Genomic DNA, 21339 nt, shown 5'->3' on the forward strand with positions numbered 1-21339 from the left:
GGACCTCGCGGCACTCGGGAGGTAGGCGGGCGAGTGGAGTTGCGGTGCGCCTGGCGAGGCTCATGCTCCTACAGAGATCTCTCGCGTGCCCCGAAAGTGACCTTCGGGGCACCCAGCGCCCCGAAGGTCACTTTCGGGGCAGGAGCCCGGCGGCAGTTGAGCGTGCGAGGGGTGGAATCGCGGCGTCTAACGCCCCGAAGGTGGCCTTCGGGGCATGTGCAGCCCGGCCCGCACGCCTGCGAGGGCCGGGAAAGTGGCGCTGGGGTCCCCGAGGGTGGCCTTCGGGGACCACGACACCCTCCTCGGTGGACGACCGATTAAGAAATTGAGCCGGTTATGTAGCGTTGCATGTTCGGGGCGACGGCGGTGACCACGGTTTCGATATCGGTCGACGCGAGCGGCTCGAACCGGGCGACGTAGCGGACCATGCCCATGCCGATCAGCTGCGAGGCGCACAGGGTGGCGCGGAACTCCTTGTCGTCCACGTTGAGCTTCGCGACGATCCTGCTGAACACCTGCTTGAGGAAGAAGTCCTTCAGCACGTCGCCCGCCTGCTCGTGCCCGGCGACGCTGCGGACGAGCGCGGGGAAGACGCCGCCCTCGGTCTCGTCCCAGCGGGTGAGGAAGGTGCGCACGATGCGTTCGCCGAGGTGCTCGACGTCGCCCGCGAGCAGGGCCGCGATCAGTTCCTGCGGATCGAACGGCAGTTGCAGGACGGCTTGGGCGAACAGGTTCTCCTTCGAGCCGAACCAGTGGTTCACCATGGCGGCGTCCACGCCCGCCCTGGTCGCGATGGTGCGCACCGTGGCGCCCTCGTAGCCGGATTCGCGGAACACCGCGCGCGCGGCCTCGACGAGGGCGGTCCTGGTGTCCTGCCCGCCGGGGCGTCGTCCTCGCCGCTTGGCGGGTTCGTTGCCATCGCTCACGGGCTCATCATGACCCGCCGTGCCCAATAATTCAACACAGTATGAATTAGCTCGGCGATAAACACGGGGTATGGGCGCGAATAAGGGGGCAGGGCACAATGCTCGCATGGCCAGTGCCCCTTCCGCGAACGCCAGCACCGCCGGTCTCGGACCGGTGAGCCCGGCGAGAGACGAGTTCCGAGCCCTCGCCGAGGGCAGGCGCGTCATCCCCGTGGTCCGCAGGCTCCTCGCCGATGGCGAGACGCCGATCGCGGTCTACCGCAAGCTCGCCCAAGATCGTCCCGGCACCTTCCTGTTCGAATCGGCGGAGAACGGCGGGTCGTGGTCGCGCTGGTCGTTCGTCGGTGTGCACAGCCCGGCCGCGCTGACCGTCCGCGATGGTGCCGCCGTCTGGGAAGGCACGCCGATCGCGGGACTTCCCCGCGGCGGCGACCCGCTGCGGGTGCTGCGGGAGACCGTCGAACTGCTGCACACCGAGCCGTTGCCCGGTATGCCGCCGCTGACCGGCGGAATGGTGGGCTACATCGGCTACGACGCGGTCCGCTGGCTCGAACGGCTGCCGGAACTCGCCGAGCGGGATCTCGACATCCCCGAGCTGACCATGCTCTTCGCCACCGATCTCGCCGCGTTCGACCACCACGAAGGCACGGTCACGCTCATCGCGAACGCGGTGAACTGGGACGACTCGCCGGAGCGCGTCGACGCGGCCTACGACGACGCGGTGCGCCGCATCGAGGAGATGACGGTGCGCCTGCGCGCCGCCGCGCCGTCGACGACAGCGGTGTTCTCGCGCCCGGCACCGGAGTTCCTCCGCCGCCGGAGCAGGGAAGAGTACGGCGCCGCGGTCGAGAAGGCGGTCGAGGCGGTCCACGCGGGCGAGGTGTTCCAGGTGGTGCCCTCGCAGCGCTTCGAGATCCCCAACAAGGCCGACGCGCTCGACATCTACCGCGTGCTGCGCACCTCGAACCCCAGCCCGTACATGTACCTGCTGCGGCTCGACGGGTTCGACATCGTCGGATCGAGCCCCGAATCGCTGGTCACGGTCAGGGACGGGCGCGCGACGACGCACCCGATCGCGGGCACCCGCTGGCGGGGCCTCGACCCGGAGGAGGACGCGCAGCTCGCGAAGGACCTCCTCGCCGACGAGAAGGAGCGCGCGGAGCACCTCATGCTCGTCGACCTCGGCCGGAACGACCTCGGCCGCGTGTGCAAGCCGGGCACGGTGCGGGTCGTCGACTTCTTCGAGGTCGAGCGGTACAGCCACGTGATGCACATCGTGTCGACCGTCACCGGGGAGCTGGCCGAGGGCAAGACCGCCTTCGACGCGGTCACCGCGTGCTTCCCGGCAGGCACCCTGTCCGGTGCGCCGAAGGTGCGCGCGATGGAGCTGATCGAGGAGCTCGAACCGACCAGGCGCGGGCTCTACGGCGGCGTGGTCGGGTACCTCGACTTCGCCGGTGACGCCGACACCGCGATCGCGATCCGCACCGCGCTGGTCAAGGACGGCACGGCGTTCGTGCAGGCCGGTGGCGGCGTCGTCGCGGACTCCGAGGCCGAGTACGAGGACACCGAATCGCTCAACAAGGCGCGCACGGTGCTGTCCGCGGTGGCCGCCGCGCAGACGCTCGCCCCGGCCGAGTCGCCTGCTGGAGACGACACCGGTGTCTGACGAAGCGCCGAAGCGGAACCGGTCGCTGTGGCTGGTTTCGCTGCTGCTCCTGCTCAGCGCCGCCGCCTTGTGGGGGTCGTCGAGGCTGGTCTGGGTCGCGTCGGCGCGCGACGCTGGCGTCCGCGGGATCGTGCTCGACCAGCGCACCGGCGCCGAGGAAGCGAGCGCCGTGGTGCCGCTGGCGCTGCTCGCGCTGGCCGGAGTGGCCGCGATGATCGCCACCGGGGGCTGGCCGCGCCGCGTGTTCGGCGCCGTGCTCGCGGTGGCGGGACTGGCGGCCTGCTGGACCGCGGTGAACGGCGTCCGGTTCGGCGGTTTTCCCGATGGCGCACCGGTTGCCGAGATCTACGCCGGGCGCGCGCTCGCGCTCGCCGGGGGAATTCTGATGGTCGCCGCCGGGTTGGCAGGGTTCAAGGGCGCGGGCCGGATGCCACGCCTCGGCGCGCGCTACTCCGCGCCGGGCGCCAAACGGACCGTGCGCGACCCCGACACCGAACTGTGGGAGTCACTGTCCGATGGGGAAGATCCCACCGCTTCGCGGTAATCGCTCCGGTATCGACCCGAAGCCACTACTGAGTGTTGCCCGGGTTAGCATCATTCAGGCGGGAAGGGGAAGGTTTTTGTGAGGCACCTTGCGAGTGAAGCTGTGAACACCTCAAGCGTTTCGGCCGGCGAGGGCGCCCGGTGAGCGTGCTCGAGGAAATCGTCGAAGGCGTGCGTGCGGACCTCGCCGAGCGCGAAGCCGCGCTGCCGTTCGACGAGTTGAAGCGCAAGGCCGCGGACGCTCCGGCGCCGCGGGACGCGATGGGCGCGCTGCGGGATTCTTCGGTCGGCGTGATCGCCGAAGTGAAGCGCCGCAGCCCGTCGAAGGGCGCACTGGCCGACATCCCTGATCCGGCCGCGCTGGCGAAGGACTACGAGGACGCGGGCGCGCGGGTGATCAGCGTGCTGACCGAGCAGCGCCGGTTCGGCGGCTCGCTCGCCGATTTCGACGCGGTGCGCGCGGCGGTCGACGTTCCCTTGCTGCGCAAGGACTTCATCGTCAGCCCGTACCAGGTGCACGAGGCGCGCCTGCACGGCGCGGACATGGTGCTGCTGATCGTCGCGGCGCTGGAGCAGAACGCGCTCGTTTCGCTGCTGGACAGGGTCGAGTCGCTCGGGATGGCCGCGCTCGTCGAGGTGCACAACGCCGAGGAGGCCGATCGCGCGCTCGAAGCGGGCGCCAGGATCGTCGGCGTCAACGCGCGGAACCTGCACACGCTCGAAGTGGACACCGACGTGTTCAGCAGGCTCGCACCCGGGCTGCCGATGGACGTGGTCAAGATCGCCGAGTCCGGTGTCCGCGGGCCGGGCGACCTGATGTCCTACGCGGGCCACGGCGCCGACGCGGTGCTGGTCGGCGAAGGGCTCGTCGCTTCGGGCGACCCGAAGGGCGCGCTGGTCAAGCTGGTCACCGCCGGGTCCCACCCGGCCTGCCCGAGGCCCTCGCGGTGACCGACGAGAAGAAGCCGAACGGCCACGACCCCGACGAGCGCGGCCACTTCGGCCCGTTCGGCGGCCGGTTCATGCCGGAGGCCCTGATCGGCGCGATGGACGAGCTGTCGGCCGAGTACGACAAGGCCAGGCTCGACCCGGAGTTCACCGGCGAGTTCGCCCGGCTGCTGCGGGACTACGCGGGCAGGCCGTCGCTGCTCACCGAAGCGCCGCGGTTCGCCGAGCACGCGGGCGGTGCGCGGATCTTCCTCAAGCGCGAGGACCTGAACCACACCGGCTCGCACAAGATCAACAACGTGCTCGGCCAGGCGCTGCTGACCAAGCGCATGGGCAAGAAGCGGGTGATCGCGGAGACCGGCGCCGGCCAGCACGGCGTCGCCACCGCCACCGCGTGCGCGCTGCTCGACCTCGACTGCGTCGTCTACATGGGCGAGGTCGACACCGAGCGGCAAGCGCTGAACGTGGCGAGGATGAAGCTGCTCGGCGCCGAGGTGATCCCGGTCAAGACCGGGTCGCGCACGCTCAAGGACGCGATCAACGAAGCGCTCCGCGACTGGGTGTCCAATGTGGACACTACGCACTACCTCCTCGGCACCGCCGCGGGCGGGCACCCGTTCCCGGTGATGGTGCGGAACTTCCACAAGATCATCGGCGAGGAGGCGCGCGCGCAGATCCTCGATCTGACCGGTAGGCTGCCCGACGCGGTGGCCGCGTGCGTCGGCGGCGGGTCCAACGCGATCGGCATCTTCCACGGGTTCATCGACGACCCGGACGTGCGGCTGGTCGGGCTGGAGCCAGGCGGCAAGGGCCTGGACTCCGGTGAGCACGGCGCGACGCTGACCGAGGGCACCCCTGGCATGCTGCACGGCGCGCTTTCGTACCTGCTGCAGGACGAAGACGGCCAGACCATCGAGGCGTACTCGATCTCCGCCGGGCTCGACTACCCGGGCGTGGGCCCCGAGCACTCGTGGCTCAAGGACACCGGGCGCGCCGAGTACCGCGCGGTGACCGACGCCGAGGCGATGGACGCGATGCGGCTGCTTTCGCGCACCGAGGGCATCATCCCGGCGATCGAGTCCTCGCACGCGCTCGCGGGTGCGCTGAAGCTGGGCCACGAACTCGGCGAGGGCGGCCTGATCCTGGTGAACCTCTCCGGGCGCGGCGACAAGGACATGGACACCGCCGCCAAGTACTTCGCGCTGGTCGACGAGGAGAAGCTGTGACTCTGAGCGATGTTTTCGCGCGGACGAAGGGCGAAGGCCGCGCGGCGCTCGTCGGGTACCTCCCCGCGGGCTATCCGACCGTGGACGGCTCGAAGGACCTGCTGTCCGCGATGGTCGACGGCGGCGCGGATCTCGTCGAGGTCGGCGTGCCCTATTCGGACCCGGTGATGGACGGCCCGACGATCCAGGCCGCCGCCGACGCCGCGCTCACCGCGGGCTTCCGGCTGAAGAACGTGTTCGAGGTCGTCGAGTCGGTCTCCGCGCGGGGTGGCAGCGCCGTCGTGATGACGTACTGGAACCCGGTGCACCGCTACGGCGTGGACGCGTTCGCGCGCGATCTCGCCGCGGCGGGCGGGCTCGGCATGATCACCCCGGACCTGACGCCCGACGAGGGCGACGACTGGATGGCGGCTTCGCGGGCGCACGGGCTCGACCGGATCTTCCTGGTCGCGCCGTCGTCGTCGGAGGAGCGGATCGACCGCACCGTGCGCGCCAGCTCGGGTTTCGTCTACGCGACCGCGGTGATGGGCGTGACCGGCGCGCGGGACACCGTCGGCGCCGGTGCCGAGGAACTGGTCCGGCGCACCCGCGCGCACACCGACCTGCCGATCGGCGTCGGGCTCGGCGTGCGCTCCGGCGAGCAGGCCGCCGAGGTCGCCGCGTTCGCGGACGCGGTGATCGTCGGCTCCGCGCTGGTGACCGCTGCGGCTGAGGGCACCGACGCGGTGCACGCGCTGTCCGGCGAACTCGCCGAAGGCGTCCGAAAGGCCGTCAGCCCGGCGTAGAGCGTTTGTACGGATCCTGTACGCGGCCGTCTCACGATGGCGCGCATGGCTGATCATGTGTGGGACCGCAGGAACCTGCTCCGGTTCGGGGCGCTCGTCGCGGGGACCGGAGCGGCGGGTCTGCTGCTGCCCGGTACCGCTTCGGCAGCACCTCGCGTCTACGGCTGTGCGGAGTGGGGTGCGCGGGCTCCGAGCGACCAGCTCGTCACCATCGGGCACAAGGCGAACCGGATTCTGGTGCACCACATCGCGAGCGCGAACAGTACCGACTATTCGCGCGAGCACGCCTTCGAGGTGGCGCGCAACGACCAGGCCGATCACATGGACAACAACGGCTGGTCGGACACCGGGCAGCACTTCACCGTCAGCCGCGGCGGCTACGCGCTGGAAGGCAGGCACGGCAGCCTCGACGCGCTGCGCTCCGGGCAGCGGGTGATCAGGGCGGCGCACTGCCCCGGCCAGAACGACAACGCCATCGGCATCGAGAACGAGGGCACCTACACCTCGGTCGTGCCGCCGAAGGCGCAGTGGGACGCGCTCGTCGCGCTGTGCGCCTACATCTGCGCCCAGTACGGCATCCCGACCGCCGAGATCAAGGGGCACCGGGACTTCTACAGCACCGAATGCCCAGGTGAAAAGCTGTACGCCAAGCTGCCGGAACTGCGGAAGGCGGTCGGCGCCGCGCTGCGCTGATCGTGCTGCTTGAGCGTGCTCAGTGGCGGCACCTCACCGGGCCGAGACACCGACACGTTACGGTGGCCTCGTGATTTCCGCCTCGGTCGCACATCTCGCCAGCATTCCCAGCCCCGACCATGGGGTTTGGCATATCGGGCCGATTCCCCTCCGCGCCTACGCCATTTGCATCATCGCCGGCATCATCGTCGCGATCTGGTGGGGCGAACGCCGCTGGGTCGCGCGCGGCGGCACCAAGGGCGCGGTCGTCGACATGGCGGTGTTCGCGGTGCCGTTCGGGCTCGTCGGCGGGCGGCTCTACCACGTCATCACCGACAACCAGCTCTACTTCGGCGAGGGCAAGAACCCGCTCAACGCGCTGAAGATCTGGGAAGGCGGGCTCGGCATCTGGGGTGCCATCGCGCTCGGTGCCGTCGGCGCGTGGCTGGCCTGCCGCCGCCGCGGGATCCCGTTGCCCGCGATGGCCGACGCGATCGCGCCCGGCATCGTCGTCGCGCAGGCGATCGGCAGGCTCGGCAACTACTTCAACCAGGAGCTCTACGGCGCGCACACCGATCTGCCGTGGGGACTGGAGATCTACCAGCGCTTCGACCCGAGCAACCCGGGCATCCCCGACCAGGGCCCGACGGGCGTCGCGATCGGGCACATCCCGCTCGAGGGCAGCCCGGTGCACCCGACGTTCCTCTACGAACTGCTCTGGAACCTGGCGGTCGCCGGGCTGATCGTGCTGGCGGACCGCCGGTTCAAGCTCGGCCACGGCAGGGTGTTCGGGCTGTACGTCGCCGGATACACGCTCGGCCGCACGTGGATCGAGATGATGCGCTCCGACAGCGCGAACCACATCTTCGGGGTGCGCGTCAACGTCTGGGTCTCGATCCTGGTGTTCATCGGCGCGGTCGTCTACGTCGTGCTCGCCAAGTCCCGAGGGCCTCGTGAGCTACCGGAGTCGTTGCGCAGCAAGGACGATCCGCGGAACGAACCCGGGGGCCAACCGTCCGAAGAGGACAGTGCGGCGGAGAAACCGGACGACGAAAAGCTCGCTGCCGCCGGGGGAACCGCGACCGGCGGGACCGCTGGGGCGGGCGGGACCGCCGCGGCCGAAGAGAAGGCCGACAGCGGCAACCAACCAGAATCCCGGTAACCGCGCCGACCAGCTGCCACGAAAGATGCCCCTAGCGTGGGTGGCTGCCCTTCTGCCTGCCCCGAAGGTGACGTTCAGGGCATCTACCGCCCCGAAGGCCACCTTCGGGGACCCTGGCGCCACTTTCTCGGCCCTCGCTCACGTGCGGAACGGCGAAATCGCGCCGAAAATCGTGAGATCCGCTACCTCGCGCCCCAGCGGGAAACGAGACTCTAGGATCGGGCCCTGTGACTGCCACGCTGACCCGCCCGCACGGGGATGATCCTGAGGTGTTGCGGCCGCCGTCGGATCGTGAGGCGGCGTTGCTGGGGAGTCCGATGCCGCAGGATCGGGTGCGGGCGCTGGTCGTGACGATCGTGCTGACTCTGATCGGCGGGTTCGTCCGGTTGCAGAACCTCGGCGTCCCCACCGACAAGGGTTCGCCCGTCTTCGACGAAAAGCACTACGTCCCGCAAGCGTGGCAGGTGCTGCGCAACGGCGGTTTCGAAGACAACGCGGGCTACGAGCTCGTGGTGCATCCGCCGTTGGCGAAGCAGTTGATCGCGGTGGGTGAGGCGTTGTTCGGGTATGGGGGGTGGGGGTGGCGGATCGTGCCCGCGATCGCGGGCACGGTGTTGATCGCGTTGACGGTCGTGATCGCGCGGCGGTTGACGCGGTCGACCTTGTTGGGTGGGATCGCTGGGGTTTTGGTGATCTGCGACGGGGTGTTGCACGTGCAGTCGCGGATGGGGATGCTCGACATCTTCATCGCCGTGTTCGCCCTCGCCGCGTTCGCGTGTCTGCTGCGGGATCGGGACCAGGTACGGGAGCGGCTGGCGACCGCGGTGCGCCAGGGCTGGGTGCACGAGACCCGGTTCGGTCCGAAGCTGGGGTTTCGGTGGTGGCGGTTCGCGGCCGGGCTGATGGTCGGGCTGACCTTCGCGATCAAATGGTCCGGCCTGTACTACATGGCGGCGTTCGGAGTGTTGTGCGTGGCCTTCGACGTCGCCGCACGACGCGCGGCCGGGGTGGAACGGCCCTGGGTGGGCACACTCCGCCGCGATGTCGCACCCGCGCTGTGGGCGATCGTCGCGATCCCGGTGTTGACGTATCTGGCTAGTTATTGGGCGTGGTTCGCCAGTGAGACCGCTACCGACCGCTACTACACCGAGATCAAGAACGTCGACCCCGGACTGTTCGGGTTCCTGCCCGCCGCGCTGCGGTCGCTGGGCGAGTACACCGCGAACGTGCTGCACTTCCACGCCACCCTGTTCACCCCGAAAGACCACCCGCACCCGTGGGAGTCCAAACCCTGGACCTGGCCGATGGGCCTGCGCCCCATGCTCTACTCCTATGAGTCCGGGGCGTCGGTGTCGGGGTGTGGCGGGTCGGAATGCGTGCGGGCGACCATGCTCATCGGCACCCCCGCCCTGTGGTGGCTCGCGCTGCCCATGCTGGGCTGGAGCCTGTGGCGCACCCTGTTCCGCTTCGACTGGCGCTACGCCGCGGTCACCGTCGGCTACCTGGCCGGGCTGCTGCCCTGGTTCATCAACCTCGACCGCCAGATGTACTTCTTCTACGCCACCCCCATGGCCCCGTTCCTCGCCTTGGGCCTGACCCTCATCTGCGGACAGATCCTCGGCGCCGCCCGCCGCGGCGCCGAACGCCGCGGCACCGGACTACTCGCCATCGCCCTCTACACCGGACTCGTCGTCGCCAACTTCGCCTGGCTCTGGCCCATCCTCAACGCCGACCCCATCACCACCACCCACTGGCAAGCCGAAATGTGGCTCCCCTCCTGGCGCTAACCACCCCCACAAGCCCCGAAAGTGGCCTTCGGGGCGGTAGACGCCCCGAAGCCACCTTCAGGGCGTCAGCCACCGCCGAACGTTCTAGGTCGGGAAGGGTGAGCCGCCGAAGTAGTCGTCGTCATCGTCCGGACGCGCGTGCCGGGGGCCCTTCGGTTTCGGCGCGGGGCGGTCGTCGCCGGAGCCGAACACCGGGCGCTCTTCGAAGGAGACGTCCTCGTCGTCCGGCGACGGACCGGCGGGCGCCGTGCTGCCCGGACCGACGTTGGTCATCGCGCCGGAGATCCCGCGTGCTTCGAGGACCTCGTCGAAGGTGTGCCCTTCTTCGAATTCCTGGTAGACCTCGCGGAACTGGCCGAGATCGGTTTCCATCGCCTCCTGCACGCGGGGGTGCGCGTAGGCCTTGCCCACCACGACGTCTTCCCAGGTGAACTCGCCCTCGCCGACCAGCTGCTTGATCACGCGCATCGCCGGGACCGCCTTCGGGTCGTCGGCCTGCGCCTTGACCGCCTCCACCTGTTCCTCGGTGGCGACCCTCGGCTCCAGCGGCGGCAGGTTCATCTGGTCGATCTCGTCCTGCAGCTCGTCGGAGCGGACGAGCGCTTCGCCGAGCTGGGCCTCGGCTTCCCGCAGCGCGGGGGTCTTCCAGGAGTCGTCGTCTTCTTCCGCGTACTCGCTCACGTCAGATCTTCCCGCTCATGTGGCCACTGCGCTCCGGCATCTTCTTCGGTACCCGCGGCTTGTCGTGATCGGGCACGGTGTCCTTCGTCCCCGCCGCCTTGTCCTTGATGTCGGTGGCGCCTTCGGTGACTTCCTTGCCCTTGTCGTAGGTTTCCTTGCCCGCCTTCGCGGTTTCGAGCGACCACTGCTTCAGGTCGCCGACGTTGCGGATCTCCTTGATCTTCGCGAGCTGGGAGCCGAGCGACTTCAGCGAGTCCCACAGCTCGCCGATCTTCTTGATGATGTCCTTGACCATGTCGATGATGTCGACGATCTTCTGGTACAGCTCGAAGGCGTCCCAGATCATCGAAGCGGCCGCGATCCAGCCCGCCACCGGCACGCACAGCTTCGCCAGCGCCTGCAGGATCTTGTCCACCAGCCGCTTGAGGAGGTCGAGGGCCTTACCGCACAGCTTCTGCGACTGGTCGGCGAGCGTTTCGAAACCCTTGCCGATCGTGTCGGCGATCTTGCCTTCGACGGTGAGCCCGATCTTCCAGTACCGGTCGACGTACTCCTTGTGCGCCTGACCGGCGGGGCCCCGCCAGGTCTGCGTGATGATGTCGGCGTTGCCGCTCATCGTCGCCGAGAACTGCTTCATGCTGTTGGAGATGGTCTTCCACGCTTCGGCGTTCTGCTGGATCTTGTTGAAGTCACCGGTGATCGGCATGATCACGGTCTCCACTATGGAATGCCCGGTGACCTTCTTGAACGCCCAGTCGACGCCGGCGACCTCCCAGCCCGCCTCGTTGACCAGCTCCTGGATGTTCTTCCCGTCCGGCGGCGGCGGTGGCTTGAGCACCTCGATGATTTCGCTGCCGTCGGAAAGCGCGCCCGCGGGTTTGCTCGCCTTGAAGTCCTTCGGATTCGACTCCTCGGACGTGCGGCCGTCGGTGCGCCGCCGCTGACTGTTGTCGTCGGCCTTTTCCTGCTTCTTGAGCGCCTTGTCGTGCTCTTTTTCCTCGGGGGTCTTTTCCTTGTTCTTCGTGCCGCCCGAGCCGCGCTTCGCCATGTCGTCCCCCGTTCTCAGCCGGCTGCCGGTGCGCCGGTGTCGAGCCCGCGAGCGAGCTCTTCCAATGCCTTCGCGACGGCCTCGTCGTGCTGCTCGTACGCCTTGCCCGCGTTCTTCACACCGTCGGAGAGGGAGGTGAGCCGTTCGCGGCCGAACTTGAGCGACTCGTCGTAGAGCGACTGGACCAGGTCGACCGCGGGGTGCAGCACCATCAGCAGGCCGGTGAACCCGGACTTGTCGCAGCCGTAGGTGTGCATGTAGTCGGAAATCTTGTCGACCACGCGGTTCATGTTCTGGATGTTCTGGGCATATTCAGCCACTTTGTCCGTATGGACGTCGATACCGTCGCCGCTCATGTGATCCCCTCCCGGGCCGCTGGTGTCTCGGCTTCCGCTCACGAGACCGCGATTATGACAGTCCGGGGCCGGCCCCGGTTCCGCTCCCGGCGAAGATGGTGAGAAATTCGCGTGACCCCGGGTTCGGTATCACCGCTTGCGGGTGGGCACCACCACGAGGTTGCCGTCGGTGCCCTGCAGGATCTCGGTCTCGGCCCCGTAGTAGGCGGCGAGCGCGCCGGGGGTGAGCACCTCGCGCGGTGTCCCGCCGGAGACCACCTTCCCGTCGTGCACGAGCAGCAGCTGGTCGGCGAACTGCGCCGCGAAGGTCAGATCGTGCAGAGTGGACACCACGGTGGTGCCGTCCTCGCGCCGCAACCGGTCGACGAGTTCGAGCAGTGCCTGCGCGTGCCCGATGTCGAGGCCGGTGGTGGGCTCGTCGAGCAGGAGCAGGCGCGTCCGCTGCGCGAGCACCCTGGCGAGCACGGTGCGCTGCCGTTCGCCGCCGGAAAGCGTCCGAAGTGGACGCCCGGCGAGCTCGCCGAGGTCGAGCCTGGTCAGCACGTCCTCCACTATGGACAGATCATGCCTGCCCTCCCTCGCCAGTGCGCCGAGGTGCGGGGTCCGGCCGAGCAGCGCGTAGTCGGTGACGGTGAGCCCGTCCGGCATCGACGGGTTCTGCGGCGAGTAGCCGATCTCCCTGGCTTTTTCCTTGTGGGACAAGGAGTTCACGTTCGACCCGTGCAGCGTGATCTCACCGGATCCCGGCAGCAGACCGGCGACCGCCTTGAGCAGCGTCGACTTGCCTGCCCCGTTCGGGCCGACGATCGCGAGCCAGCCGCCCTCGGGCACCGATGCGTCCACACCGGACACCACGGGGTCGCCGCCGTAGCCCGCGCTCACCCCTTTCAGCCGGAGCGCGATCACGAGTGCCGTCCTCGGGAGGAACGCAGCACCAGCACGAAGAACGGCGCGCCCGCGAACGCGGTGACGACGCCGAGCGGGAGCTCTCCCGGCATGATCGTGCGGGCGACGTAGTCCGCGACGATCAGGAACGCCGCGCCGCCGAGGAGCGACAGCGGGATCACCACGCGATAGCTGGCTCCCGCGAGCATGCGGACGATGTGCGGCACCACGATGCCGACGAAGCCGATGAGCCCGCTCACCGCGACGGCGGCCGCGGTCGCCAGCGAGGCCGCGACGAGCAGCAGGAGCCGGACCCGTCCGGGGTGGACACCCAGCGACGCGGCTTCGGCGTCGCCGAGGCTGAGCACGTCGAGCAGTCGTGCGCACAGGCACAGCACGACCGCCGCGAGCGCCACGTAGGGCAGTGCGAGCCACACCTCCTGCCACCCGCTGACGTTCAGGCCGCCGAGCATCCAGGTGTAGACCTGTTTGATCGTCTCGGTGTTGAGCTGTTGCACGAAGGTCTGGACCGCGGTCAGGAACGACGCCACCGCGACACCGGCCAGCAGCAGCGTCGCGGTCCCGGTGCGGCCGGCGGACCGGCCGAGCAGCCAGCTCAGCCCGACGCCGCCGAGCGCGCCCGCGAACGCGGCGATCGGCAGCGGTCCCACCACCCAGCCGGTGGTCGACGGCGCGAGCACCACGACGAGCGTGGCCGCCATCCCGGCGCCCGCCGCCGCGCCGAGCAGATACGGATCGGCGAGCGGGTTGCGGAACACGCCCTGGAACGCGGCGCCCGATCCGGCCAGCGCGGCGCCGACGAGCCCAGCCAGCAGCACGCGCGGCACCCGCAGGGCCCAGACGATCGCGGCCTCCCGTTCGGACAGCGGTGACCTGCCGCCGGTGAGCTGTGCCCAGATCTCCCCGAACACCCGCTGCCAGCCGAGATCGCCCGCGCCGAGGAGCACGGCCAGCACGGTCACCGCGACCAGCACGGCGAGCGCGGTCAGCAGCACCGGGGGCCGCAGGGTGGTGCGGGCACGCACCTACTTGCCCGCCTTGGCCACCGCGGCGGCCACCGCGCGCACCAGATCGGTGACGCGCGGACCCCACCGCGACGCGATGTCGTCGTCGAGCGCGACCACGTTGCCGGATTTCACCGCGCTGAGCGTGTTCCAGCCGGGGCGCGCGCCGACCGACTGCGCGTTTTGCCCGCAGCACTTGGTGTCGCCGAGGAAGATCAGCTTCGGGTCTGCCTTGAGGATGCGTTCCGCGGACAGTTGCGGGTACCCGCCCGCGGCGTGCGGGTCGCCGGCGTCGGCGATGTTCACCAACCCGAACCGGCTGTAGACACCGCCGATGAAGGTGGCCGAGGTGAGGCTGTAGAAGGTCTGGTCCAGCTCGTGGTAGTAGGTGAGCGGCGCGGTCGGTTTCGGGGTGTCCGCGACGATCTTGTCGATGTCCGCTCGCGTCCGCTTGGCGAGGTCCTCGCCTTCGGCGGGATGTCCTGTCACCTTGCCCAGCAGGCTGAACTGGGCGAACGCGTCGTCGAGGGTTTTGGCGTCGGAGAGCACGAGCGTCTTCGCGCCGAGCTTGTCCAGCGCGGCGGTGAGCTTGCCGCCCGCGTCGGCGGAGACGATCACCAGATCCGGTGCGTAGCCCCCGATCGCGGCCGGGTCCGGCGTGAGCGCGGACAGCTTGCTGTGCGGCGCGCCTTCGGGAAAGTTCGACAAGGAATCCACGGCGACCACCTGGCGCCCGGCGCCGACGGCGAACAGGGTTTCGGTCGCGGTCGGTGACAACGACACGATCCGCTGCGGCTCGCGGTCGAACTTCAGCGGTTTCCCGCCGGGCGGCGTCACTTCCAGCGGGAATCCGGTGCCGACTTGGGGCGGCGCGGCTTCGTCCCTGGTGGCGCACCCGCTCAGCACGCTCGCGCCGAGAAGGGCGGCGAGGAGCAGGAGCAGGGGTGCGGTGCGGCGGGGCATGATCACCTCGAGTGGTCCGGCGGGGCGCTTTCTGCGCTCGTCAGGACGCTACCCGGCGGTGGTCCGGGGGCGGCTCGCCGGTGACGACCGGGTGACGTTCGCGGTACCCGTTCGGTGGCACCGGGGTGATCGGGTGGGCCATCCGGGGTAAGCTCTTCCGAGTAACCCGTTGGCGTTACTTAGCGCAATCAAGTAGTCGCGCCCCATCAGGAACGTCGTCGTTCCGCACACCCAGATCGTTACATTTCGCAGCGCAGCGGCCTCCTGCGCGGGATGCCGTCGTGTTTCCTGGGTGTTAAAGTCGCGCTAACGACCGGGCCATCGTCGTCCCGTGCGCCACGTCCTTGGGGGGATGTCCCGAACACGCACGAAGACGACGAAGGAGGTCCCTGATGATCTTCTCCGCCAATCCAGGCAAAACGGGCCTTTACGACCCGTCCACCGAACAGGACTCCTGCGGCGTGGCCATGGTGGCCGACGTCGGAGGCCGCCGTTCGCACGACATCGTCACCGACGGCCTGACCGCGCTGACCAACCTCGACCACCGCGGCGCCGCGGGTGCCGAGCCGACCAGTGGTGACGGCGCGGGCATCCTGCTGCAGCTGCCGGACCGGCTGCTGCGCGCGGTCGCGGGGTTCGCACTGCCCCGGCCGGTGGCCGGGCACCACACCTACGCCGCGGGCATCGCGTTCTTGCCGACCGATGCCGAGCAGCGGCGCAAGTCCGTCGCGCTGATCGAGCGGATCGCCGACGAGGAAAGCCTCGACGTGCTGGGCTGGCGCGAGGTGCCGACCGACGCGGACAAGGCCGACATCGGCCCGACCGCGCGCTCGGTGATGCCGCATTTCTCGATGCTGTTCGTGTCCGGCAAGGCGGACGCGGACGGCGCGCGGCCCAGCGGGCTCGAACTCGATCGGCTGACGTTCTGCCTCCGCAAGCGCGCCGAGCACGAAAGCGCGCGCAGCACGCCGGGGGAGAACGGGCTCTCCGGCGAAGGCGTCTACTTTCCTTCGCTGTCTTCGCGCACGCTCGTCTACAAGGGAATGGTCACCCCCGAGCAGCTGCCCGCGTTCTTCACCGATCTCACCGACGCGCGGCTGGAAAGCGCGATCGCGCTCGTGCACTCCCGGTTCTCCACCAACACGTTCCCGTCGTGGCCGCTGGCCCACCCGTTCCGGTTCGTCGCGCACAACGGGGAGATCAACACGATCCGCGGCAACCGGAACCGGATGCGGGCGCGCGAGGCGCTGCTCGAATCCGATCTGCTTCCCGGTGATCTCACGCGGCTCTACCCGATCTGCTCGCCGGACGCCTCGGACTCCGCCTCCTTCGACGAGGTGCTCGAACTGCTGCACCTCGGCGGCCGGAGCCTGCCGCACTCGGTGCTGATGATGATCCCGGAGGCGTGGGAGAACCACGCCACCATGGACCCCGCCCGGCGCGGCTTCTACCAGTTCCACGCGAGCCTCATGGAGCCGTGGGACGGGCCCGCCTGCGTCACCTTCACCGACGGCACGCTCGTCGGCGCGGTGCTCGACCGCAACGGCCTACGCCCGGCGCGGTGGTGGCGCACCGCGGACGACAAGGTGGTCCTCGCCAGCGAAGCGGGTGTGCTCGACCTGCCGCCGGACGAGGTAGTCGCGAAAGGACGGTTGAAGCCGGGGCGGATGTTCCTCGTGGACACCGAAGCGGGCCGGATCGTCGACGACAACGAAGTCAAGGCGGGGCTGGCGAAATCGCTGCCGTACGAGGGCTGGCTGCACGCGGGCCTGCTGCAGATCGCCGAGCTCGCCGATCGTGACCACATCGTGCAGAGCCACGATTCGGTGCTGCGGCGCCAGCTCTCCTTCGGCTACTCCGAGGAGGAGCTGAAGATCCTGCTGACCCCGATGGCGGTCAACGGCGCGGAGCCGATCGGTTCGATGGGCACCGACACCCCGCCAGCCGTGCTGTCGAAGCGGTCGCGCCAGCTCTACGACTACTTCAAGCAGGGCTTCGCGCAGGTGACCAACCCGCCGCTGGACGCGATCCGCGAAGAGCTGGTCACCTCGATGAGCCGGATCATGGGCCCGGAGCAGAACCTGCTCGAACCGGGCCCGGCCTCCTGCCGTCACGTCCAGCTGCCCTACCCGGTCATCGACAACGACGAGCTCGCGAAGCTCATCCACATCAACGACGACGGGGACCTGCCAGGGTTCGCCTGCACCGTCTTGAGTGGACTGTACGAAGTGGATGGTGGCGCCGCCGCGCTCGCGGAGGCGATCGAGCGCGTGCGCCGCGAGGCGTCCGAGGCGATCGCCGCGGGCGCGCGCACCCTCGTGCTGTCCGATCGGGACTCCGACCACCGGATGGCGCCGATCCCGTCGCTGCTGCTGGTTTCCGCGGTGCACCACCACCTGGTCCGCACCAAGGAGCGGTTGCGCGTGGCGCTCGTGGTGGAAAGCGGCGACGCGCGCGAAGTGCACCACATCGCGCTGCTGCTGGGCTACGGCGCGGCCGCGGTCAACCCGTACCTCGCCTTCGAGTCCATCGAGGACTTGATCAGCCAGGGCATGATCACCGGGATCGAGCCGCGCGCGGCGATCCGCAACTACGTCGGCGCGCTCGTCAAGGGCGTGCTGAAGATCATGTCGAAGATGGGCATCTCGACCGTCGGCGCGTACACCGCGGCGCAGGTCTTCGAATCGCTCGGCCTGTCGCAGGAACTGCTCGACGAGTATTTCACCGGTACCAGCTCGAAACTGGGCGGCGTCGGCCTCGACGTGCTCGCCGAGGAGGTGGCGCTGCGCCACCGCAGGGCGTACCCGGACAACCCGACCGACCGCGTGCACCGCCGCCTCGACACCGGCGGCGAATACGCCTACCGGCGTGAGGGCGAGCTGCACCTGTTCACCCCCGAGACGGTCTTCTTGTTGCAGCACGCGAGCAAGACCCGTCGCGAAGAGGCGTACCGGGCCTACAGCGACGAGGTGCACCGCCTCGCCCGCGAGGGCGGCGCGCTGCGCGGGCTGTTCAAGTTCCGCGAGCGGACGCCGATCCCGGTCGACGAGGTCGAGTCAGTCGAGTCGATCTGCAAGCGGTTCAACACCGGCGCGATGTCGTACGGGTCGATCTCGATGGAGGCGCACCAGACGCTGGCCATCGCGATGAACCGGATCGGCGGCCGGTCGAACACCGGTGAGGGCGGCGAAGACCCCGAACGGCTCTACGACCCGGAGCGCCGGTCCGCGATCAAGCAGGTCGCGAGTGGACGGTTCGGCGTGACGAGCGAGTACCTCGTCAACGCCGACGACATCCAGATCAAGATGGCGCAGGGCGCGAAACCGGGCGAGGGCGGTCAGCTGCCGCCGAACAAGGTGTACCCGTGGATCGCGCGCACCCGGCACTCCACACCGGGCGTCGGGCTGATTTCCCCGCCGCCGCACCACGACATCTACTCCATCGAGGACCTCGCCCAGCTCATCCACGACCTGAAGAACGCCAACGAGCGCGCGCGCATCCACGTGAAGCTGGTGTCCTCGCTTGGCGTCGGCACCGTCGCGGCGGGAGTGTCCAAAGCGCACGCCGATGTCGTGCTGATCTCCGGGCACGACGGCGGTACCGGGGCGTCGCCGATGAACTCGCTCAAGCACGCGGGCACGCCGTGGGAGATCGGGCTCGCCGAGACCCAGCAGACGTTGCTCCTCAATGGACTGCGCGACCGGATCACCGTGCAGGTGGACGGTGCGATGAAGACCGGGAAGGACGTGGTGGTCGCCGCGCTGCTCGGCGCGGAGGAGTACGGCTTCGCCACCGCGCCGCTCATCGTCACCGGCTGCGTGATGATGCGGGTGTGCCATTTGGACACCTGCCCGGTCGGCGTCGCGACCCAGAGCCCGGAGCTCCGCAAGCGCTACACCGGACAGGCCGAGCACGTGGTGAACTACTTCCGGTTCGTCGCACAGGAGGTCAGGGAAACCTTGGCGGCATTGGGTTTCCGCAGCCTCGACGAAGCGATCGGGCGGGCGGACGCGCTCGACACCGACGACGCGGTCGAGCACTGGAAGGCGAGCGGGCTCGACCTGGCGCCGATCTTCGAAATGCCTTCGGAGACACCTTACGGCGGCGCGCGGCGGCGCACCAGGGGCCAGGACCATGGGCTGGAGCACGCCCTCGACCGCACGCTCATCCAGCTCGCGGAGGCCTCGCTGGAGGACGCGCATCCGGTGCGGCTCGAACTGCCGGTGCGCAACGTCAACCGGACGGTCGGTACGCTGCTCGGCTCCGAGATCACCCGGCGCTACGGCGGCGAAGGCCTGCCCGACGGCACGATCCACGTCACGCTCACCGGTTCGGCGGGGCAGTCGCTCGGCGCCTTCGTGCCGCGCGGCGTGACGCTGGACCTCATCGGTGACGCGAACGACTACGTCGGCAAGGGGCTTTCCGGTGGCCGCGTGATCGTCCGGCCGCATCCCGGCGCCCCGTTCGCCGCGGAGAACCAGGTGATCGGCGGGAACACCATCGGCTACGGCGCGACCTCCGGCGAGATCTTCCTGCGGGGACAGGTCGGCGAGCGGTTCTGCGTCCGCAACTCCGGCGCGCTCGTCGTGTCCGAGGGCGTCGGGGACCACGCGTTCGAATACATGACCGGCGGGCACGCGGTGGTGCTCGGCCCGACCGGGCGCAACCTCGCCGCGGGCATGTCCGGCGGTGACGCGTTCGTGCTCGACCTCGATCGCGCGCGCGTCAACGAGGACATGGTCGAGCTGCTCAAGCCGGACGCCGCGGATCTCGCGTGGCTGCGCGAGATCGTCGTCCGGCACCACGAACTGACCGGGTCCGCCGTGGCGGCCTCGCTGCTCGGGGACTGGACGCGGCGCTCGGCCGCGTTCACGAAGGTGATGCCGAGGGACTACCGCCGCGTGCTCGAAGCCGCGAAGTCGGCGCGGGCCGAGGGACGGGACGTGGACGAGGCCATCATGGAGGCAGCTAATGGCTGATAATGGCGGAGCCCCGGCCATTAGTGCCGACCGGGTGCGGGTGTCCCGCATGAGCAGGGAGGCCGCAAATGGCTGATCCCCGTGGATTCCTGAAGTACGAGCGCAGGGAGCCGTCGAAGCGGTCCAAAGAGGACAGGCTCGGCGACTGGCGCGAGGTCTACGCCGAGGTCGATCCCGCGGAGCGCAACGAAGAGGTGCGGGAGCAGGCGTCGCGGTGCATGGACTGCGGTATCCCGTTCTGCCACTCGGGTGGCTCGGGCTGCCCGCTGGGCAACCTGATCCCGGAGTGGAACGACCTGGTGCGCCGGGGCGACTGGGAGGCGGCGAGCGATCGCTTGCACGCCACGAACAACTTCCCCGAGTTCACCGGGAAGCTGTGCCCCGCGCCGTGCGAGGCGGGGTGCGTGCTGGCGATCTCCCCGGCCTCCGGTGGGCCGGTGGCGATCAAGCGCGTCGAGCAGACGATCGCCGACCAGTCGTGGGAAATGGGCATCGTGACCCCGCAGGTGTCCGCGGTGTCCTCGGGTCAGCGCGTCGCCGTCGTCGGATCGGGGCCCGCGGGGCTCGCCGCCGCGCAGCAGCTGACCCGCGCCGGGCACGAGGTCACCGTGTTCGAGCGCGATGACCGGCTCGGCGGCCTGCTGCGGTACGGCATTCCCGAGTTCAAGATGGAGAAGAAGGCGCTCGACCGCAGGCTCGCGCAGCTCCGCAAGGAGGGCACGCGGTTCGTCACCGGCTGCGAGGTCGGCGTCGACCTGACCGTCGAGCAGCTGCGCGAGGACTACGACGCGGTGGTGCTCGCGGTCGGCGCGCTGCGCGGGCGCGACGACCGGACGACACCGGGGCGCGAGCTGGACGGCGTGCACCTCGCGATGGAACACCTAGTGCCCGCCAACCGGTTCGTCGAGGGGGACGGGCCGCCGGAGATCGACGCCGCCGGCAAGCACGTGGTGATCATCGGCGGCGGTGACACCGGCGCCGACTCCTACGGCACGGCGACCCGTCAGGGCGCGCTTTCGGTCACCCAGCTGGACCAGTACCCGGAGCCGCCGTCCACACGGGACGATGACCGCTCGCCGTGGCCGACGTGGCCGTACATCCTGCGCACCTACCCCGCGCACGAGGAGGCGGGGGAGCGGCGGTTCGCGGTGGCGGTCAAGCGTTTCGTCGACGACGGTGACGGCCGGGTGCGCGCGATCGAACTCCAGCGCGTGAAGGTGACGAAGGATCCGGAAACCGGGCGCCGCGAGGTCGTTCCGACGAGCGACGAAATCGAGGAGCTGCCCGCCGATCTCGTGCTGCTGGCGATCGGGTTCGAAGGCGTCGAGCACATGCCGCTGCTCGACGGGCTGGAACTGAGCCTGACCCGGCGCGGCACGCTTTCGTGCGGCGCGGACTGGCAGACCTCGGCGCCCGGCGTGTTCGTCTGCGGTGACGCGCACCGCGGCGCTTCGCTGGTGGTGTGGGCGATCGCGGAAGGCCGTTCGGTGGCGAACGCGGTGGACGCCTACCTGACCGGCGATTCGGACCTGCCCGCCCCCGTGCACCCGACCGCCCTCCCACTCGCCGTCGTCTGACTTTCACAGCGCTACGAGCCAGGTCGTTCAGGCTCCGGAAGGCCACAGCGATGGCGGGCGCGCGTCGCGGGGGTTCCGCGAGATCGGTGGCGGGGAGCGCGCTTGGT

17 protein-coding genes are annotated in these 21339 nt (G+C 69.5%); 10 read left to right on the plus strand and 7 right to left on the minus strand.

The window, feature by feature from the left end; all coding sequences use genetic code 11:
- Positions 1-317: 317 nt before the first annotated feature.
- Positions 318-926, minus strand: a complete 609-nt coding sequence (locus tag HUW46_RS33270; RefSeq protein ID WP_254125131.1) for a TetR/AcrR family transcriptional regulator — start codon at positions 924-926, stop codon at positions 318-320.
- A 106-nt stretch (positions 927-1032) separates the two neighbouring features.
- Between HUW46_RS33270 and HUW46_RS33275 the strand changes: the two genes are divergently transcribed.
- The 8 genes from HUW46_RS33275 to HUW46_RS33310 all read left to right on the plus strand — a co-directional run bounded on the left by HUW46_RS33275 (position 1033) and on the right by HUW46_RS33310 (position 9718).
- Complete coding sequence (locus HUW46_RS33275; RefSeq protein ID WP_215542711.1) at positions 1033-2595, plus strand: anthranilate synthase component I; 1563 nt, start codon at positions 1033-1035, stop codon at positions 2593-2595.
- On the plus strand, positions 2588-3139 hold the full coding sequence (locus HUW46_RS33280) for a Trp biosynthesis-associated membrane protein (RefSeq protein WP_254125133.1): 552 nt from the start codon (positions 2588-2590) through the stop codon (positions 3137-3139). The genes HUW46_RS33275 and HUW46_RS33280 overlap by 8 nt, the downstream gene beginning before the upstream one ends.
- 140 nt (positions 3140-3279) lie before the next feature.
- Positions 3280-4089, plus strand: coding sequence for an indole-3-glycerol phosphate synthase TrpC (trpC, locus tag HUW46_RS33285; protein ID WP_215542712.1), 810 nt, complete (start codon positions 3280-3282; stop codon positions 4087-4089).
- Positions 4068-5312 carry a tryptophan synthase subunit beta gene (gene trpB, locus HUW46_RS33290; protein ID WP_215550260.1) on the plus strand — a complete coding sequence of 415 codons (1245 nt, stop codon included), beginning with the start codon at positions 4068-4070 and terminating at the stop codon, positions 5310-5312. The genes trpC and trpB overlap by 22 nt, the downstream gene beginning before the upstream one ends.
- Positions 5309-6097, plus strand: a complete 789-nt coding sequence (gene trpA / locus HUW46_RS33295) for a tryptophan synthase subunit alpha (protein WP_215542713.1) — start codon at positions 5309-5311, stop codon at positions 6095-6097. Before trpB ends, trpA begins: the two co-directional genes overlap by 4 nt.
- A gap of 45 nt (positions 6098-6142) precedes the next feature.
- Complete coding sequence (locus tag HUW46_RS33300; RefSeq protein WP_215542714.1) at positions 6143-6790, plus strand: peptidoglycan recognition protein family protein; 648 nt, start codon at positions 6143-6145, stop codon at positions 6788-6790.
- A gap of 70 nt (positions 6791-6860) precedes the next feature.
- Entirely contained in the window at positions 6861-7931 is a 1071-nt protein-coding gene (gene lgt / locus HUW46_RS33305) for a prolipoprotein diacylglyceryl transferase (protein WP_215542715.1), read from the plus strand.
- Between the two features lie 227 nt (positions 7932-8158).
- Positions 8159-9718 carry a dolichyl-phosphate-mannose--protein mannosyltransferase gene (locus tag HUW46_RS33310; RefSeq protein ID WP_215541616.1) on the plus strand — a complete coding sequence of 520 codons (1560 nt, stop codon included), beginning with the start codon at positions 8159-8161 and terminating at the stop codon, positions 9716-9718.
- Between the two features lie 84 nt (positions 9719-9802).
- On the opposite strand, the gene HUW46_RS33315 is transcribed toward HUW46_RS33310, so the two are convergent.
- The 6 genes from HUW46_RS33315 to HUW46_RS33340 all read right to left on the minus strand — a co-directional run bounded on the left by HUW46_RS33315 (position 9803) and on the right by HUW46_RS33340 (position 14676).
- The gene (locus HUW46_RS33315) at positions 9803-10399 is read right to left on the minus strand and encodes a hypothetical protein (protein ID WP_215542716.1); all 597 of its coding nucleotides are present in this window, start codon (positions 10397-10399) and stop codon (positions 9803-9805) included.
- A 1-nt stretch (position 10400) separates the two neighbouring features.
- A complete protein-coding gene (locus HUW46_RS33320) occupies positions 10401-11447 on the minus strand; it encodes a hypothetical protein (protein WP_215542717.1) in 1047 nt (348 codons plus the stop codon).
- 14 nt (positions 11448-11461) lie between these two features.
- The gene (locus HUW46_RS33325) at positions 11462-11767 is read right to left on the minus strand and encodes a hypothetical protein (protein ID WP_215542718.1); all 306 of its coding nucleotides are present in this window, start codon (positions 11765-11767) and stop codon (positions 11462-11464) included.
- A gap of 165 nt (positions 11768-11932) precedes the next feature.
- On the minus strand, positions 11933-12709 hold the full coding sequence (locus HUW46_RS33330; protein WP_215542719.1) for an ABC transporter ATP-binding protein: 777 nt from the start codon (positions 12707-12709) through the stop codon (positions 11933-11935).
- Complete coding sequence (locus tag HUW46_RS33335; RefSeq protein ID WP_215542720.1) at positions 12706-13734, minus strand: FecCD family ABC transporter permease; 1029 nt, start codon at positions 13732-13734, stop codon at positions 12706-12708. The genes HUW46_RS33330 and HUW46_RS33335 overlap by 4 nt, the downstream gene beginning before the upstream one ends.
- Positions 13735-14676 carry an ABC transporter substrate-binding protein gene (locus HUW46_RS33340; RefSeq protein WP_215542721.1) on the minus strand — a complete coding sequence of 314 codons (942 nt, stop codon included), beginning with the start codon at positions 14674-14676 and terminating at the stop codon, positions 13735-13737. It lies immediately after the preceding gene.
- Positions 14677-15068: 392 nt separating this feature from the next.
- On the opposite strand from HUW46_RS33340, the gene gltB reads away from it, so the two are divergent.
- Complete coding sequence (gene gltB, locus HUW46_RS33345; RefSeq protein WP_215542722.1) at positions 15069-19655, plus strand: glutamate synthase large subunit; 4587 nt, start codon at positions 15069-15071, stop codon at positions 19653-19655.
- Between the two features lie 68 nt (positions 19656-19723).
- Entirely contained in the window at positions 19724-21232 is a 1509-nt protein-coding gene (locus HUW46_RS33350; protein WP_215542723.1) for a glutamate synthase subunit beta, read from the plus strand.
- The last annotated feature ends 107 nt before the right edge of the window (positions 21233-21339 follow it).

Origin of the sequence: Amycolatopsis sp. CA-230715 (genome assembly GCF_018736145.1) — a bacterium.
Lineage (GTDB): Bacteria > Actinomycetota > Actinomycetes > Mycobacteriales > Pseudonocardiaceae > Amycolatopsis.